Annotated in this window: 16 protein-coding genes and 1 pseudogene; 9 read left to right on the top strand and 8 right to left on the bottom strand. The window is 72.8% G+C overall.

Annotated elements, in window-relative coordinates; all coding sequences use genetic code 11:
* The first annotated feature begins 4 nt into the window (after window positions 1-4).
* Complete coding sequence (locus tag IQ279_RS17575; protein ID WP_206349541.1) at window positions 5-325, top strand: DUF397 domain-containing protein; 321 nt, start codon at window positions 5-7, stop codon at window positions 323-325.
* Window positions 326-397: 72 nt separating this feature from the next.
* The gene (locus IQ279_RS17570; protein WP_206349501.1) at window positions 398-1,237 is read left to right on the top strand and encodes an SAM-dependent methyltransferase; all 840 of its coding nucleotides are present in this window, start codon (window positions 398-400) and stop codon (window positions 1,235-1,237) included.
* Here IQ279_RS17570 and IQ279_RS17565 read toward each other — a convergent pair.
* Genes IQ279_RS17565 through IQ279_RS17545 form a run of 5 tightly spaced genes read right to left on the bottom strand, consistent with a single transcriptional unit; the run spans window position 1,210 to window position 6,603 of the window.
* Window positions 1,210-2,103 carry an STM4011 family radical SAM protein gene (locus IQ279_RS17565; RefSeq protein WP_206349500.1) on the bottom strand — a complete coding sequence of 298 codons (894 nt, stop codon included), beginning with the start codon at window positions 2,101-2,103 and terminating at the stop codon, window positions 1,210-1,212. The two genes, IQ279_RS17570 and IQ279_RS17565, sit on opposite strands and share 28 nt — an antisense overlap.
* 11 nt (window positions 2,104-2,114) lie before the next feature.
* On the bottom strand, window positions 2,115-3,590 hold the full coding sequence (locus tag IQ279_RS17560; RefSeq protein ID WP_206349499.1) for an STM4012 family radical SAM protein: 1,476 nt from the start codon (window positions 3,588-3,590) through the stop codon (window positions 2,115-2,117).
* Window positions 3,587-4,399 carry an STM4013/SEN3800 family hydrolase gene (locus IQ279_RS17555; protein ID WP_206349540.1) on the bottom strand — a complete coding sequence of 271 codons (813 nt, stop codon included), beginning with the start codon at window positions 4,397-4,399 and terminating at the stop codon, window positions 3,587-3,589. The genes IQ279_RS17560 and IQ279_RS17555 overlap by 4 nt, the downstream gene beginning before the upstream one ends.
* Before the next feature lie 31 nt (window positions 4,400-4,430).
* A complete protein-coding gene (locus IQ279_RS17550; RefSeq protein WP_206349498.1) occupies window positions 4,431-5,651 on the bottom strand; it encodes an STM4014 family protein in 1,221 nt (406 codons plus the stop codon).
* Window positions 5,632-6,603 (bottom strand): STM4015 family protein, encoded by a 972-nt coding sequence (locus IQ279_RS17545; RefSeq protein ID WP_206349497.1) that lies wholly within the window; start codon window positions 6,601-6,603, stop codon window positions 5,632-5,634. The genes IQ279_RS17550 and IQ279_RS17545 overlap by 20 nt, the downstream gene beginning before the upstream one ends.
* Window positions 6,604-6,768: 165 nt before the next feature.
* Here IQ279_RS17545 and IQ279_RS17540 point away from each other — a divergent pair.
* From IQ279_RS17540 to IQ279_RS17525, 4 genes and pseudogenes are all read left to right on the top strand, one after another.
* Window positions 6,769-7,094: pseudogene (locus IQ279_RS17540) on the top strand (DUF8820 family protein).
* Window positions 7,095-7,138: 44 nt separating this feature from the next.
* Window positions 7,139-8,188: a DUF6745 domain-containing protein gene (locus tag IQ279_RS17535; protein WP_307792407.1), complete on the top strand. Its 1,050-nt coding sequence runs from the start codon at window positions 7,139-7,141 to the stop codon at window positions 8,186-8,188.
* A 359-nt stretch (window positions 8,189-8,547) separates the two neighbouring features.
* The gene (locus IQ279_RS17530) at window positions 8,548-9,354 is read left to right on the top strand and encodes an SGNH/GDSL hydrolase family protein (protein WP_206349496.1); all 807 of its coding nucleotides are present in this window, start codon (window positions 8,548-8,550) and stop codon (window positions 9,352-9,354) included.
* Window positions 9,355-9,565: 211 nt separating this feature from the next.
* Window positions 9,566-9,751: a tail-anchor membrane protein gene (locus IQ279_RS17525; RefSeq protein WP_206349495.1), complete on the top strand. Its 186-nt coding sequence runs from the start codon at window positions 9,566-9,568 to the stop codon at window positions 9,749-9,751.
* Window positions 9,752-9,790: 39 nt separating this feature from the next.
* Here IQ279_RS17525 and IQ279_RS17520 read toward each other — a convergent pair whose 3' ends face one another.
* A complete protein-coding gene (locus IQ279_RS17520; protein ID WP_372445169.1) occupies window positions 9,791-10,630 on the bottom strand; it encodes a hypothetical protein in 840 nt (279 codons plus the stop codon).
* Window positions 10,631-10,733: 103 nt separating this feature from the next.
* The gene (locus IQ279_RS17515) at window positions 10,734-11,351 is read right to left on the bottom strand and encodes a class I SAM-dependent methyltransferase (protein ID WP_206349493.1); all 618 of its coding nucleotides are present in this window, start codon (window positions 11,349-11,351) and stop codon (window positions 10,734-10,736) included.
* A 154-nt stretch (window positions 11,352-11,505) separates the two neighbouring features.
* Between IQ279_RS17515 and IQ279_RS17510 the strand changes: the two genes are divergently transcribed.
* Entirely contained in the window at window positions 11,506-11,898 is a 393-nt protein-coding gene (locus IQ279_RS17510; RefSeq protein WP_206349492.1) for a roadblock/LC7 domain-containing protein, read from the top strand.
* A 148-nt stretch (window positions 11,899-12,046) separates the two neighbouring features.
* Window positions 12,047-12,910, top strand: coding sequence for a DUF6397 family protein (locus IQ279_RS17505; RefSeq protein WP_206349491.1), 864 nt, complete (start codon window positions 12,047-12,049; stop codon window positions 12,908-12,910).
* Here the strand turns inward: IQ279_RS17505 and IQ279_RS17500 are convergent.
* Window positions 12,888-15,401, bottom strand: coding sequence for a DEAD/DEAH box helicase (locus IQ279_RS17500; protein ID WP_206349490.1), 2,514 nt, complete (start codon window positions 15,399-15,401; stop codon window positions 12,888-12,890). The two genes, IQ279_RS17505 and IQ279_RS17500, sit on opposite strands and share 23 nt — an antisense overlap.
* Before the next feature lie 121 nt (window positions 15,402-15,522).
* On the opposite strand from IQ279_RS17500, the gene IQ279_RS17495 reads away from it, so the two are divergent.
* The gene (locus IQ279_RS17495) at window positions 15,523-16,317 is read left to right on the top strand and encodes a metal-dependent hydrolase (RefSeq protein WP_206349489.1); all 795 of its coding nucleotides are present in this window, start codon (window positions 15,523-15,525) and stop codon (window positions 16,315-16,317) included.
* The last annotated feature ends 31 nt before the right edge of the window (window positions 16,318-16,348 follow it).

Raw genomic sequence — 16,348 nt, 5'->3', positions numbered from 1 at the left:
CCCCATGAGGAAACGCGTCTACAACGGTATGCCCGCCCGCCAGTTGGGGAGCGAGGGCTGGCACAAGCCGTGGAGCGGCGGCAACGGGGGAAGCTGCGTGGAGGCCATGCGGCTCGCGGACGGAAGGGTGGCGCTGCGCCAGTCCACCGATCCCGACGGGCCCGCTCTGATATACGCCCGCCACGCGATGGCGGGATTCATCCGGGGCGTCAAGTCGGGGCAGGCCGACTTCCTGCTCGTCCAGGAGGGTGCGGGTCCCGCACCGCGGCCCACGCAGCCCGCGCACTCCGTGTACTCCGCACGTTCCGCACAGAGCCCGTGCTGAGAACCGGCGAGATGCCGACGAGGACGACGACGAGAGGATGACGAAGACGATGACGACGAGGACGGCGACGGCATGACCGACCAGCCCCACCTGACCCGCCAGGCGCACGAGGGCTTCACACCCGAGCAGATCGACACCAGCAGGCCGCACCCGGCCCGCATGTACGACTACTACCTCGGCGGAAGCGACAACTACGAGGTGGACCGCGAGGCCGCCGAACGCCTGATGAAGATGGCCCCGGACGTACGGGTGAGTGCCCGGGCCAACCGGGACTTCCTCGGCCGTGCGGTGCGCACGGTGGTGGAGGAGCTGGGCATCCGTCAGATCATCGACGTCGGCACCGGCATCCCCACCTCGCCCAACACCCACGAGATCGCCCGGGCCGCGGCCCCCGACACCCGCGTGGTGTACGTCGACAACGACCCCATCGTCTCCGTCCACGCCGGTGCCAAGCTCACCGGTGCGGGCAACGCCGAGTTCGTCCTGGCCGACGCCCGCAGGCCCGAGGCCGTCATCGAGCATCCGGCCGTCCGGGAACTGATCGACTTCGACCGTCCGGTGGCCCTGCTCCTCGTCGCCGTCCTGCACTTCGTCAAGGACGAGGAGGATCCCGCGGGGCTCGTGGCCGCGCTCGGCGGCGCGCTGCCCCCCGGAAGCTGCCTCGTGCTCACCCACGGCACCTCGGACTTCCACGGGAAGGAGAAGGCGGAGGAGGGCACCGGCGTCTACCGGAACGCCACCGCCCAGGTCAGCCTGCGCAGCCATGCCGAGATCCTGTCGTTCTTCGACGGCTGGGGCCTCACCGACCCCGGGCTGGTGCAGCTTCCGCTGTGGCGGCCGGACGGACCGGTGCCCGAGACCGGCGAGCTGCGTCGCGTGGCGCTCTACGGCGGGGTCGGCGTCAAGCGCTGAGCCGGCGCGGCTACCGCACCCGGCCAGGAGGCCGGTATCCGCTCCAGGACACCGCCCGCGAAGACGTCGTACAGCGGCAGCGACTCCAGATGGACGTACCCGATGTGGCAGTCGCAGGCGGTCAGCGGACACGGCCTGGGCCGCAGTGCCGCGCGCCAGGAGCCGTCGTAGAGGTTGCCCAGCGGGGCCGGGACGAAGTGGCAGCGCCGCACCGTACCGGCACCGTCCACCGAGACCACGGACTCACCGGTGCGGCAGGGCAGCCCGGCACTGCGGTGGGGGTGGCGGCTGTACGGGAAGAGGGGGTCGATCGCCGTCCAGCGGTCGGCCTCCTCGTCCGTGTAGGCGTGGCCCTCGGCGGCGTTGACCCACAGGTAGACGTGCTCGGGAAGGTCGGCGCGGAGCCGCCGGGCATGGTGCAGATGGCCGGGCAGGCCGACGATTCCGACGCTGTGGCGCACGCCTTTGTCCGCCAGCTCGCGGCACCTGGCCAGGAAGCGCCCGTAGGGGGTCTGGCCGGGATGGTAGGTGCACCACAGGGCGAGGGTGTCGGTGTCGGCGTCGTCCAGCCAGCCGGTGCGGCAGCTCAGGTTGGTCTGGATCGCCACCCGTGCCACGTGCGGCAGCCGGCTCAGCCCGGCCAGGGTGTGCCGGTACCACGACCGCACCAGGCCCTCGCCCCACGGGGTGAACAGCACCGAGAGCCGGTCCTCGCGCTGCTCGGCCGCCCAGTCGGCGAAGCGCTCCAGCGACTCCCGGTCGGCGCGCAGCCGCTCGCGGGAGTCGCGCCGCTTGGCGAACGGGCAGTACGGGCAGTCGTAGTCGCACGAGGCCAGCGGCCCGCGGTAGAGCAGGGTCAGGTCCACGGCGGCCTCCGCTACCTCGGGTCGTATGCGGCCATCGCGGCGCGCACGGACGGGGAGAACAGGGCAGGGCCGACCGCGTCGGAGTGGGCCAGGCCCTCCGCCGACAGCCGCAGCCGCCCGGGGGCCCCGCCCTCGTCCAGCCAGCCGCGCTCGGCGAAGCCGGCCAGTTCGGCGGGGAAGTGCTCGGCGGGCGGCGCACCGAACCGGTCCGCGTACTCCGCCGTCTCCATCCCCTCGGCCTGGAGCAGCGACTGGAGCAGGTGCCTGCGGCGGGCCTCGTCGGTGTCCATCCACCGGCCGACCTCCGCGTGGGCGAAGGACTCGGCCGGGCGGGAGACGTAGTCGTCGACGATGGAGCGTATCCGGCGCATCCCCACGGCGTAGTCGAAGGAGTAGTGCAGGGCGGAGGTGTAGGACCGGGCGCCGCAGCCCAGCCCCACCATGCCGTCGGTCTGGCAGGCGTGGTCGGCCGTGCCTCCGCCCGTCTTCGCGGCGGCCGCCGTCCCGGTGCGGCGGAACATCCGCATCGACACCTGCTCGTAGCCGTGTGCCAGCAGATGGTCGCGGCCGTGGCGGTACAGGGCCAGCCGCTGCGTGTCCCACCGGGGGTCGGGCACACCGGACCCGTCGGGCCCGCCGGAGGCGTCAGGGTCCGCGGCGGTGCGCCCCAGACCGGTCAGCGGGCGGACGTAGAGCGGGTAGAGGTAGAGCTCCTCCGGCTCCCAGGCGAGCGCGGCGTCCAGGGAGCGCTGCCAGGAGGCGGTGGTCTGTCCCTCGATTCCGTAGATCAGGTCGATGTTGAGCACCGGGATGCCCGCTTCCCGGACGCGGCCCAGAGCGGCCTCGACGTCCGAGCGCCGCTGGGGGCGCACCGCGGCCCGTGCCTCGGCGTCGACGAAGCTCTGCACCCCGAGGCTCAGCCGTGTGGTGCCGCGCCCGGCCAGGACGGCCAGCCGGTCGGCGGTGGCGGTCGACGGGGACGCCTCCACCGACAGGGGCACCGCTCGCAGGTCCGCTCCCATCCGTTCCTCGGCTATGTCGCACAGCCGCTCCAGTTCGGCGGCGGTCAGGAAGGTGGGGGTGCCGCCGCCGAAGGCCGCGGTGGCGAACCGGGCGCCCCCGCCCAGCGCTTCGCGCACCGGGCCCGCCTGCCGTTCCAGCGCGTCGAGGTAGGCGCCGGTCAGCCCGTCGGGCGCGCCGATGCGGGTGAAGAGATTGCAGAAGCCGCAGCGCACCTCGCAGAAGGGGATGTGCAGGTAGAGGGAGAGGGCGTCGGTCCTCTCCCGCGCCCACAGCCCGCGCAGCGCCGGCCGCTCCGGCAGCCGCCGGTAGGCCGTCTTGTGCGGATAGGCGTACACATAGCTCTGGTACGGGCTCTGGTAGGAGCTTTGGTGCGGGTCCCGGTGCGGGTCCCGGTGCGGGTCCCGGTGCGGGCCCGGGGCGCCGTCCGGGAACGGAGCGGCGGCGGAAACGGTCGTGGTGCTCATCGCGGCTCGCAGGCGTCGAGGGTGAAATGGGCGTAGGGCACCGTCCAGACCACCTCGTGGCCGATCCGGTGGCCGGTGTGGCCGTCCTCCCCGTAGGCCGTGCCGTGGTCGGAGCAGACGACGGTGAAGCACGGGCGGCGGCTGCTCGCGGCGGCGAACAGGCGCCCGATGTGCCGGTCCACATAGCGCAGCGCCGCCGCGTGGGTGGCGAGGGAGTCCCCGGCCCCGGCCGTGGCGCCGGGCAGGTGGAACCAGTTGGGCTGGTGCAGCGCCGAGACGTTGACGAACAGGAACAGCCGCTTCCCGGCCGGGAGCGCGGCCACGACCTCCTCGGCCCGGGCGACCTGCGCCTCGAAGGAGGTGGGGGAGGCGACGGAGAACTCGGGCTCCCAGTGGCTCTCGGTGAACAGGCCGGGCAGCGCCGAGCCGAGTGCGCCGCGCTTGTTGAAGAAGCCCACGCCTCCGATGCAGACCGTGTGGTAGCCGGCTTGTGCCAGCCCGGTCACCAGATCCGGTGCGTCGAAGACCCAGGTGCCCCCCGCAGTGCTCTCACTGCCCTCGAAACGGGCCGCGAACAGCCGCGGATGCGGCCCCGGGGCGGTGGGAGTGGGCAGGAAACCGGCGAAGAACGCCTGGTGGGAGGCGTAGGTGAAGCTGCCGGGGGAGTGCCTCTCCTCCCATCGCCCGTCCGGCAGGTGACGTGCCAGGTTGGGGATGGCTCCCTCGGCCGCCAGATCGCGGGCCACGTCGTGGCGCAGGGTGTCCAGGGTGACCAGCAGCAGATCGTGGCTGCCGACTATCCCGTTCATGTCCGGGACGCCCACGCGGGTTTCGATGTGGTCAGGCCGCTGCACGGCGGGCCTCCTGCTGTCCTCCGGATCCGCCGGCTGCCGGCCGGCCGGCAGCCGGCGGATCCGGTACCGCACCGCGCAGAACGGCGTCGACCTGGGTCGCGTAGGTGTCCCGGCCCTCGGCCCGGCTGCCGGCCAGCCCGGTCAGCCGGGGCAGCAGGTCGCCGAAGGCGTTCACCTCTCCGACGGCGAAACGACGCCAGCCGGTGGCGGGCAGCAGGTCCACACCGACGCACAGAGTGGCGGGGAAGCAGACCGCGGCCCGCTCGCACACCTCCAGCACCCGCGCCCAGGGCACTCCGGCCGCCTCCGCCGCGGCACGGGCCGCGGCCAGGTCGCCGCGGGCGCCGCCGAGATGGAGGTTGGTCATATGGGAGCGGCCGGTGCGCACCAGGACATGGGTCGCCTCCCCGGCCACCACGACCACCCGCAGGTCGGCCGCCCTGCCGTGCAGGGACGCCTTGGGCAGCCAGCGCTCGATGTGCAGGCCGTCCGGCGCCAGGGCGTCGACCACGGCGGCGATGTCGCACTCGCCGTCGTAGCGCCGCACCCGCAGGGAGTTGAACAGGCTTCCGTCCGGGGCACGTTCGACGGACGTGATCGCGCGCCACCGGCCGCGTCCGCCCGACTCGACGGCCAGCACCCCGGAGGCGGAGGAGGCGTGGACGAGTTTGACGAAGGCCCGGCGCATCCCCGTATCGCTCATCGCCGCGCGCACGTCCTCCCAGCCCGTCACCGGCGCGGCGCCGGGGCCGGAGGTCGGCGAGGGGGGCACCGGGACACCCGCCTCGGTCAGCACCCCGTGGCACAGCCGCTTGTCGAAGAGCACCGCCAGATCGTCCGGGCCGTCCAGCAGCGCGCACCCGGCGGACCGGGCGGCCCCGGCGACACGGCGCACGGCCGCGGTGAAGTTCGCGTACCAGCGGGCCGTGCCCTCCACCCGTGCCGGATCGTCCACCCCGCGCAGCAGGCGCTCGACCCGCGGGTCCTCGCCGGGCGAGTCGATCCGTACGGTCTCCCCCGCCGCGAACCGCGCGCCGCCGGTCAGCACCTCGGCCCACGGCAGCACGCGGGGCGCGGGCAGTCCCGCGCCGGCGACGGCCGCCGCGAACGACTCCACCCGGCGGTTCCCGGGGTTGCCGACGACGGCGAACCGCGGCGCTCCACCGCCGAGGTCGCCGGCGCCGAGATCACTCGGAGACGGCGACATAGCGCCAGACCTCGTCGCGGTACTCGTCCGGCTTCTCCTGGTCGGAGAGGTCCACGTCCACTCCGGCGCTCCCCAGTTCCTCGCGCAGCCGCTCCATCACGGCGTCGCTCAGGTAGTGGTGGGCCAGGTCGAGCCGTGCCAGATGGGTGAGCGGCTGCCCGCTCAGCAGCGCCCCGGCACCGCTGTCGGTGAGGGTGCCCATGGACAGGTCCAGCGTGTGCAGCCGCGCCACCACGGGCGCGCCGGCCACGGCGGCGGCGATCTCGTCCTGCAGCTCGCTGTTCTTCAGCCCCAGGCTGCGCAGTGCGGGCAGGCGTTCCCCGGTGAGGATCGGAGCCAGGTCCTCCACGGTGGCGTCGCCCCCGTACCCGCTGACGCCGAGCCACAGATCGAGCCGGCTCAGCGCGGGCAGGTCGCTTTCGGCGACCGCGCGCACGACGCTGCCGGGCAGCCCGCCCGCCTCGAACACCAGGGTGCGCAGGTGCTCGTGGCGCAGGGGGCGGAGCGTCAGGCCGGAACCGCCGCGCACCCCGAACTCGCGCAGCCGGGGGTAGGCCTCCAGGACCGGGGTGACGTCGGCCTGCTCGATCCAGGAGATCTCCGCCTCCTCCGCCACCAGATCGCCGATGAACACGGCCTCCAGGGCGGGGAACCGGTCCGCGTTCGAGGCGAGCAACTCGACGATGAACGCGGAGTCCCTGTCGTAGCACTCGCCCCACTGGCCGATGATCAGGGCGCGGACGGCCGTGGTGTCCACGGCCGCCAGGAAGCCGCGCCAGACGTCCTCGAAGTCCTCGGCCGGGAAGCCGTCGTCGTAGGAGTCGTAGAACAGGCGCCAGGCCACGGAGGCGGCCGCCGGCAGGGTGCCCGCCGGGCCGCCGTCCGCGCCGGGCGGCAGGTAGGTGTGGGCGGGCAGGGCGTACAGCTCCCGCAGGTGCTCGTTGACGGTCATGGGGCTCCCCCGAACGCGTGCCGACAGTACGGAAGGTTCTATCAACCGCCGCTGACAGTCCGCCGTGCGGGGCCGGGTCCTTCGAAGCTGTCTGTCAGACCCCTGCCCTAGTTTTCCGTTCACCGCCGCCGGACGGACCGGCGCGGACGTCGAGGGGAGAGTCGCGTGTACCGCCAGGGAGACGTGCTGATCGTGCCGGTGGACGAGGAGGCCGTGCCGGTCACCGCTGCGGAGCGGTCCGGAGTGCCGCGGGACGCCCGGGGGCGGATGGTGCTGGCCCTGGGCGAGGTCACCGGGCACGCGCATGCCGTGGTGGGACCGGGCCGGCTCGTCCGGGAGGCGGGGCCGTACGGGCCGTTGCTGCTCCACCTCCCCGACGGCGGGCGGGTGGTGCACGAGGAGCACGCCGCGATACCGCTGCCCAGGGGCTGGTACCGGTGGTCCGGCAACGCGAGTACGTCCCGGGCGCCGTGCGGATCGTCGCCGACTGAACTTCGTGGGCCGGGCGGGGAAGAGCGGAGAGGAAGTGACGACGGTGACGGTGACGAACACTCAAACGAGTGAATCGGCGGATCTGGCGGGCGAGGCGGAGAGGTGGCGCCGGATCGCGGCGCGGACCGGCCCGGCCGACCGGTCCGCCGCGGAGGCCGGGGTACGCCTGGCGTACCGCACGGCCGGGCTCGCCGAGCCCGAGCGCATCGTGTGGGCCGGCTCGCCGCGCGAGGCCGTGGCCTCCGTACGGGCCCTGCGAGGAGCGGGCCGCAGCGTACGGCGGGAGGTTCGCACCCTGCCGTGGGCGGGGGAACGGGAACGACTGCACGGGAGACTGGGCCCGGTGGGGTGGGCGGAACACTGGGCGCGCACCGGCGCGCCGCTGTGGGAGACCACCGCGCTCCTGGTGGAACGCGTACGCGCCGGCGTCGTCGAGGAGTCGGCGCCCACGTCCGCGGACGAGGGCGCGGTGCGGCTGGCCCTGCTGGACGCGGTGCTCGGCCAGCACGACGCACCCTGGCTGGCGGCCCTCGCGGGCGGAGACGGGACCGGTCCGCTGGAGGGGCTCGCGGCGGTCGCCCGCACCGCCGGCTGGTGGTGGCCCTACGAACGGGTGGCGGTCGTCGCCGAGCGTCCCCTGGAACTCCACCGCGACGAGGCCGGGCGGCTCGACCGGGGCGACGGCCCCGCAGTGGTCTTCCCCGACGGGTTCGCCCTGTACGCCTGGAAGGGCATGCCGGTCCCGGCGGACTTCCTAGCCGGGCTGGACGCACTCACCCCCGAACGCATCCGTGCGGAGGAGAACGCCGAACTGCGCCGCGTGATGCTGGAGCACTACGGCTACGACCGCTACCTGGCCGAGTCCGGCGCCCGGCCGGTCCACCGGGACTCCACCGGCGTGCTGTGGCGGATCGATCTGGAGGGCGACGAGCCCGTGCTGACGGTCGAGGTGGTCAACTCCACCCCCGAGCCGGACGGTACGCACCGCACGTACTGGCTGAGGGTGCCGCCGTCCACACGGACCGCCCGCGAGGGCGTCGCCTGGACGTTCGGCCTGCACCCCGACGCGTACGAGCCGGAGGTGCAGACCTGACGGTCCGCTTCCGGTGGGGCGGGAGCCGCCCGGCGGTCGGCGACAGGGAGCCGGCCGCCGGAGGACGCGTGCCCGGGCAGACGCTCCGACCCGGCGTCACTTGCCCCGCGCCACCCGGCGGCCGGCCGGAACCGACAGCGTGCTCCCGTGCGGGGCGGTGTGCCGGCGGGCCCTCGCCGCCACTGGGCAGCACACTTGATTGTTTGTCGGGAAAAGGCCGTTACCTGCGGCGACGCAGGGCTGTTGTTCAACCGAATGCCGAATCATTTTTGGCATGGACACTTCCTGAAAGCACTCCGCACTGCTACTACGTAGTAGGCGCACCTCACCCCCCCCTCCCTCCACACCCAGGAGACTTCATGAAGTTGTCCCGTCTCGCGTCCGTGGCGGCCACCCTCGCCGCCCTGGTCGGACTCGGCCTCGGCGGCGCGGGCGTGGCATCCGCCCAGGAAGCCGCGGCCACCTCCTACGTCGCGCTCGGCGACTCCTACTCCTCCGGAGTCGGTGCCGGCAGCTACGACAGTTCCAGTGGGTCCTGCAAGCGCAGCACCAAGGCGTATCCGGTGCTGTGGAAGAACGCGAACGCACCCGCCTCCTTCCACTTCACCGCCTGCTCCGGCGCCAAGACCGGTGATGTCATCAACAACCAGCTCGGCCCCCTGACGTCGAGCACCACCCTGGTGAGCATCTCCGTCGGCGGCAACGACGCCGGCTTCGCCGACGCCATGACCACCTGTGTCCTGCAGGGCACCAACGCGTGCGTCGCGCGGATCAACGAGGCGCGCACCTACATCTCCAACACCCTGCCCGGAAAGCTCGACGCGGTCTACAACGCCATTCGCAGCAAGGCGCCCAACGCCCGGGTCGTCGTCCTCAACTACCCCCGCTTCTACAAGCTCAACGGCAGCTGCTGGGTGGGACTCAGCGAGACCTCGCGCGCGGCCATCAACGACGCGGCCGACCACCTGAGCGACACCATCGCCAAGCGCGTCGCCAACCACGGCTTCACCTTCGGCGATGTCCGCGGCAGGTTCACCGGCCACGAGATCTGCTCCGGCGACTCATGGCTCCACAGCGTCGACTGGCTCAACATCACCAACTCGTACCACCCCAAGGCGGCCGGCCAGTCCGGTGGCTACTACCCCGTGATGGAGGGCCTCGCCTGATCCGCTCCTGATCCGTCCCCGGCGCAACCCGGCCGGAGTGCGACCGGGGGCCGGGACGGTGGCAGGGGGCGGTCCGCGAGAACCGCGGACCGCCCCCTGCCACCGCCCTCCCGCTCCGCGGTACGGGGACGAAGACGCGGAACCAGGCGGCCCGTACGTACGTTCTCCGAAGTGAGCGGCGGCCGCACCGCCGCCGGAGGAGGCGTGGAAGATGACCAACCGTGGAAAGATCGCCGTCGGCGGTGTGGCCGTGGGGCTGCTGCTGTGGGCGCTTACCGGCAGTTTCCTGATAGCACTGGCGGTGGTGGTCGGTGTGCCGGCGATCGCCTACCTGGCCCTCGACCCCTCGCAGCGGCGCAGGGTGCGGCGGGTGAGCCGCAAGGAGCTCGGGCGCTGACCCGGAGGCGGCCGGCGGCCAGCGCGGGCCGCCCGGAGCTCAGGCCGCCGCGTCCGGCCGCACCGCCAGATCGTCCAGGGCCTTGAGCAGCCCCGGCAGCTCCGAACCGCGGCCCACCGGGAGCACCTCGCCGGGCTCGTCGTCCAGCAGGACGAACGCTATGTCGTCGGTCCGCGCCACCAGGCTCCAGCCGGGCCCGTCCGCGCGCAGAGTGCGGGCCTGCTCGGTGGCGAAGGCGGAACGGATCCGGCCCGGCGGCGGCGGGGAGTGCACATAGCCGCGGGCCTCCTCCAGAACCCGGCGGACCCTGCTGTTGGGGTTCTCGCCCGGATCGACGAACGTCACGTTCTCGTCGACCCGGGCGCGCCAGTTCGCCCACTGCAGCGCGACCTCGTCCGCGCCCAGCCGCCGCTGTGCCGGACCCCAGTGCGAGGTGTCCGGCGGGGACAGCGGTGCCCGGCCGCCGTCCAGCTCCGGATCGGGCTCCGGGTCATGGGGAGCGGGGACACCGGGCGCGGCCACCGCCAGCGCCAGCGGCCAGCCGGGCAGCACGGCGGCGATCGTCCGCTCGTCCGGGGACAGGTCGTACTCCATGCCGCAGTCCCAGGCGGCGATCGCGCACGCCACGAGGGACACGTCCTCCGTGACGACGGTCCAGCGCGCGCCCTGCCCGTCCTGGCCGAGGACGAGGCCGTGGCCCTCCGCGTACGGCTCCAGTCCCAGGGCGGCGCACGCCTCGGGATAGTCGTCGCCGAGGACGCTCGGGAACTGCGCGGGGGTGAGCAGCGCCGCGGTCAGCACGTACAGCGCGTCGTCGCCCTCGCCGCGCGCGTCCTGTGCCTCTGCCACGTCGGCCTCCTCTCCGGACTCTCCGGACATCGTCCGCGCACCCTAGCCATGTCAGGGGGCGGCGTCGAGAGACCGGGGACACACCGGGGCGCCCTCCGCCGCGCGTACCCCCATGGAGGGGCCGCGCGGCGCCTCAGCCGCGTACGGCCAGCGCGAAGTAGCGGTGGTCCTCGTCGGCGCAGGAGACCAGACGCCAGCCCGCGGCGGCCAGCAGCGGGCGGAGGTTCGGCTCGGCCCGCGGGTCGTCCGGCCCGAGCGGGCGCCCGTGCCGGGCGGCGAGAGCGGCGCGCCCGACCGGATGGAACAGCGCGAGACGGCCGCCGGGCCGGACCGCCCGGGCCAGCTCCCGCAGGCCGGCGGCCGGGTCGGGCAGGTGCGACACCAGGCCGGCCGCGAACACCGCGTCGAGCACTCCGTCGCGCAGCGGCAGCCGGGCGGCGTCGGCGACGGTCAGCAGTGCGCCGCGGTGCCGTCCGGCCAGGACGGCGACCTCCAGCATCGCCGGGGTGAGATCGACGCCCACCACCGTGCCCCGTCTGCCCACCGCCGCACGCAGCGCGGGCAGCGCACGCCCGGTGCCGCACCCGGCGTCCAGCACCGTGTCCCCGGGGAACAGGCCCAGCTCGGCCACGGCGGCGTCGTAGGCGGGGCCGTCGCCGGGGAAGCGGGCGTCCCAGCCGGCGGCCCGCTCGGTGAAGAATTCCAGCACGCGTGCCCCGTCGTACTCCGTCGAACGGTCGTCATTGTCCACTGCCGTTGCCTTTCCCGGTGACCGGTCCCGGTACCCCTGCTTCCGTTTTTCTTCCTGTTCCGACCGGGTGGCGGGCGGCCGAGATCGGTGGTTGCCCCGGGGCCCGTCGTGGGTAAGGCTGGCACCGCGTGACCATGAGAAGGGGGAATCGGGGATGGCCCTGAGCAGTGAGCTGGACTGGCTCCTGGACGATCTGACGCAGCGGATGCCTTCGGTACGGCATGCGCTGGTGCTCTCGAACGACGGGCTGGTCACCGGAGCCGCCCAGAGCCTGGAGCGGAGCGAGGCCGAACACCTGGCCGCCGTCGCGTCCGGGCTGCACAGCCTGGCCAGAGGCACGGGGGACCGTTTCCACGTGGGCCGGGCGCGGCAGACGATGATCGAGTTCGACGAAGGGATGCTCTTCGTGACGGCCGCCGGAGACGGCAGCTGTCTGTGCGTGCTCGCCGAGGCGGATGCCGACATGGGCCAGATCGCCTACGAGACGACCCTGCTGGTGAACCGGGTCGGCGAGCACCTGGGAGTGGCCATGCGCAACGGCTACTGAGCGGCGGCCGGGGGCCCGCCGCCCTGCCGGGCCGCCGCGGGCTCGTGCCGCCGGACACAGTCCCACCAGGGCTTCCTCCAGGTTTTCCACAGGCTCCCCGGAGCGGATCGGCGGCGGACTACCTTCGTCACACAAGGTAGTCGTCGAGATGCTCAGGGGGATCACCATGCCGGTCGGGCTGGCAAGGGCGGAGAAGTCCGGTACACGGAAGACGGACTCGGTGGAGACCGTGCCGATGGGCGAGGCGCACCGGATGCTGGGGATCAGGCCGAGGGAGCTGGAACTGGCCGTGGAGCTGGGCGCACTGGCGACGGTGGCGCCGCGGCGGGAGGGCCGGCGCCGCCTGGTGCCGGTGGCCGAGCTGGCACGGGTGCGCGCGGAGGAGGGGTTTCCGGCCACTTTGCGTGAGCGGTTGCGTCTGGTCGGTGCACGGGAGGGCGCCGGGCTGCTGGGTGTCACTCCGGTGCGCTTCACACGGCTGGCCCGGGCCGGCTGCTTCGGCCCGGTGCGTTTCTCCCTCAACCGGTACCGGGCGGTGGTCTGGTTCTACCTGGCCAGCGAACTGCGGGACGTCGCCGAGCACCAGTCGGCGCTGCTCGGCGGTCCGCTGCCCGAAGGGCTGCTGCACATCCTGGCCGAGGGCGAGGACTGGCGTCCGCGCCACTGGCGCAACCGGCGGATCGCCCAGGCGGTCCGCCGGACGGACGACCCGTGGGCGGCCGCCGCCGCCCACGCCGCGGTGCTCACACCGGAAGTACTGCGGGAGGCCGTACCGGATCTGGGTGAGCGGGCCCGGCTGGAGGAACTGCGGCCGGAGCTGACCACCGCCCGGCCGGAGTCCCCCGCGGCCAGGAGGGCCGTGCGCAGGCTGCTCACCGCCGCCGGCGAGGAGGAGGCCCTCTGGCACCGGATGGGCCTGACGCTGGCGCTGAGCACGGCGCGGTCGGCCCGTCCCCTGTGCCGGCCGGAGCGCGAGCCCGCGGCCGCCGTCAGAGCTGACCCACCTCGGTGACCTTGATCACCGCCCGGCCCTCCTCGTCGGAGGCCGTGAGGTCGACCTCGGCGGTGATCCCCCAGTCGTGGTCGCCGCCGGGGTCGGCGAACGTCTGCCGCACCCGCCACAGGCCGTCCTCGGGGCGCTCCTCGATCCGCAGCAGCTTCGGGCCGCGGGCGTCCGGGCCGGTGCCCAGCTCGTCGTACTCGTCCCAGTACGCGTCCATGGCCTCGGCCCAGGCGTCGGCGTCCCAGCCGGCCTCGGCGTCCAGCTCGCCCAGCTCCTCGACCTTGTCCAGGGCGGCCAGCTCCACCCGCCGGAACATCGCGTTGCGCACCAGCACGCGGAAGGCGCGGGCGTTGGCGGTGACGGGCTTGACCTGGTCGGCGCGGTCCTGGGCCTCCTCGGCGGTCTCGTCCTCGGGGTTGGCCAGCTGCTCCCACTCGTCCAGCAGGCTGGAGTCGACCTGGCGCACCATCTCACCCAGCCACTCGACGATGTCCTGGAAGTCCTCGGACTTCCGGTCGTCGGGCACGGTGTGCTCCAGCGTCTTGTAGGCGCTGGCCAGATAGCGCAGCACGATGCCCTCGGTGCGGGCCAGCTCGTAGTGGGAGACGAACTCACCGAAGGTCATGGCCCGTTCGTACATGTCACGGATCACGGATTTGGGGGACAGGGGATGGTCACCGACCCACGGGTGGCTCTTGCGGTAGACGCCGTAGGCACGGAAGAGCAGCTCCTCCAGCGGCTTGGGGTAGCCGATGTCCGCCAGCCGCTCCATGCGTTCCTCGTACTCGACGCCGTCGGCCTTCATCTGCGCGACGGCCTCGCCCCTGGCCTTGTTCTGCTGGGCGGCCAGGATCTGCCGCGGGTCGTCCAGTGTGGACTCCACCACGGAGACCATGTCCAGCGCGTACGAGGGGGACTCGGGGTCCAGCAGCTCGAACGCGGCGAGCGCGAAGGTCGACAGCGGCTGGTTGAGCGCGAAGTCCTGCTGGAGGTCCACGGTCAGCCGGATACGGCGCCCCTCGGTGTCGGGTGCGTCCAGCTGTTCGACGACCCCGCCGTCCAGCAGAGAGCGGTAGATGGCGATCGCCCGCCTGATGTGGCGCAGCTGGCTGCGCCGGTCCTCGTGGTTGTCCTCCAGCAGTTTGCGCATCGCGGCGAAGGCGTCACCGGGCCGGGCGATGACGGACAGCAGCATCGCGTGGGTCACCCTGAAGCGGGAGGTGAGCGGCTCCGGCTCGGAGGCGATCAGCTTCTCGAAGGTCTGCTGGCTCCAGTTGACGAAGCCCTCCGGGGCCTTCTTCCGCACCACCTTGCGGCGCTTCTTCGGATCGTCGCCCGCCTTGGCGAGGGCCTTCTCGTTCTCGATGACGTGCTCGGGGGCCTGGGCCACGACCAGGCCCGCGGTGTCGAAACCGGCCCGGCCGGCGCGGCCCGCGATCTGGTGGAACTCCCGTGCCCGCAGCACCCGTACCCGGTTGCCGTCGTACTTGGTCAGCGCGGTGAACAGCACCGTGCGGATGGGCACGTTGACGCCCACCCCGAGGGTGTCGGTACCGCAGATCACCTTCAGCAGGCCCGCCTGGGCCAGCCTCTCCACCAGTCGCCGGTACTTCGGCAGCATTCCGGCGTGGTGCACCCCGATGCCGTGGCGGACGTAGCGCGAGAGGTTCCGGCCGAACTTGGTGGTGAAACGGAAGTTGCCGATCAGCTTGGCGATCTCGTCCTTCTCGGCGCGCGAGCACATGTTGATGCTCATCAGCGCCTGGGCGCGCTCCACCGCCTGGGCCTGGGTGAAGTGCACGATGTAGACCGGCGCCTGATGGGTTTCGAGCAGTTCGGTCAGCGTCTCGGTCAGACCGGTCGTGCGGTACTCGTAGCTCAGCGGCACCGGACGGGTGGCCGAGCGCACCACGGCGGTCGGACGCCCGGTGCGCCGCGTCAGGTCCTCCTCGAACCTGCTGACGTCACCGAGCGTCGCCGACATCAGGACGAACTGAGCCTGGGGGAGCTCCAGCAGCGGGATCTGCCAGGCCCAGCCGCGGTCCGGCTCGGCGTAGAAGTGGAACTCGTCCATCACGACCTGGCCGATGTCGGCGTCCGCGCCGTCGCGCAGCGCGATGGAGGCGAGTACCTCGGCGGTGCAGCAGATGACGGGCGCGTCGGCGTTGACCGAGGCGTCGCCGGTGAGCATGCCGACGTTCTCGGTGCCGAAGATCTTGCACAGGTCGAAGAACTTCTCCGACACCAGGGCCTTGATGGGGGCGGTGTAGAAGGTGACCTTGTCCTGGGCGAGCGCGGCGAAGTGCGCCCCGGCCGCGACCAGGCTCTTGCCGGACCCGGTCGGCGTGGACAGGATGACGTTCGCCCCGGAGACCACTTCGATCAGCGCCTCCTCCTGGGCGGGATAGAGCGTGATGCCCCGTCCCTCGGCCCAGCCGGAGAAGGCTTCGTAGAGAGTGTCGGGATCTGCGGTGCTCGGCATCTGATCGATAAGGGTCACGCCCTCCATACTGCCTGCCGCGGCGCCCGCGGTGGGAACCGGCCGACCGTACGAAGATCATCGGCACTACGCTGTGCCACCGGCACAACGCAGGAGCGAGCGCGATGGGGTGGGGACGCACATGATGGGACCGGCGCATTCACTGTCGGGGGCGGCGGCGTGGCTGGGGGTGGGAGCGGTGGCGGACGCCCTGGACCGGCCGATGCCGTGGCCGGTCCTGGTGGTCGGCGCCCTGATCTGCGCGGGCGCGGCTCTCGCGCCCGACCTGGACCACAAGTCGGCGACGATCTCCCGTGCCTTCGGCCCGCTCTCCAGATGGCTGTGCATGGTGATCGAGAAACTCTCGTGCGCGGTCTACAAGGCCACCCGCAAGTCCGGCGACCCGCGCCGTGCTGGAGGCCACCGCACCCTCACCCACACCTGGCTGTGGGCGGTGGCGGTGGGCGCCGGTTTCTCGGCCTTCGCGGTGCTCGGCGGGCGCTGGGCGGTGCTGGGCATCCTCTTCGTCCACATGGTGCTGGCCGTCGAGGGCCTGCTGTGGCGGGCGGCACGGGTCTCCAGCGACGTTCTGGTGTGGCTGCTGGGGGCGACCAGCGCCTGGATCCTGGCGGACATCCTGAACAAGCCCGGGAACGGGGCGGACTGGCTGTTCACCGCGCCCGGCCAGGAGTACCTGTGGCTGGGGCTGCCGATCGTGCTGGGCGCCCTGGTCCACGACCTCGGCGACGCCATCACCGTCTCCGGCTGCCCGGTCCTGTGGCCGATACCCGTGGGAGGCAAGCGCTGGTATCCGCTGGGCACGCCCAAGCCCATGCGGTTCAAGGCGGGCAGCTGGGTCGAGGTGCAGGTCCTGATGCCCGGCTTCATGCTGGCCGGCGGGCTGAGCGGGCTGTGGGCCGTGGGTTTCCTCGGCTGAGCCCTTCCGGGCAGGGCCCTCCCCGGCCGCA

The sequence above is a fragment of the Streptomyces verrucosisporus genome (genome assembly GCF_017114865.1).
GTDB classification, from domain to species: Bacteria; Actinomycetota; Actinomycetes; order Streptomycetales; family Streptomycetaceae; genus Streptomyces; species Streptomyces fenghuangensis.
This window is presented reverse-complemented; position numbering and strand designations above follow the sequence as displayed.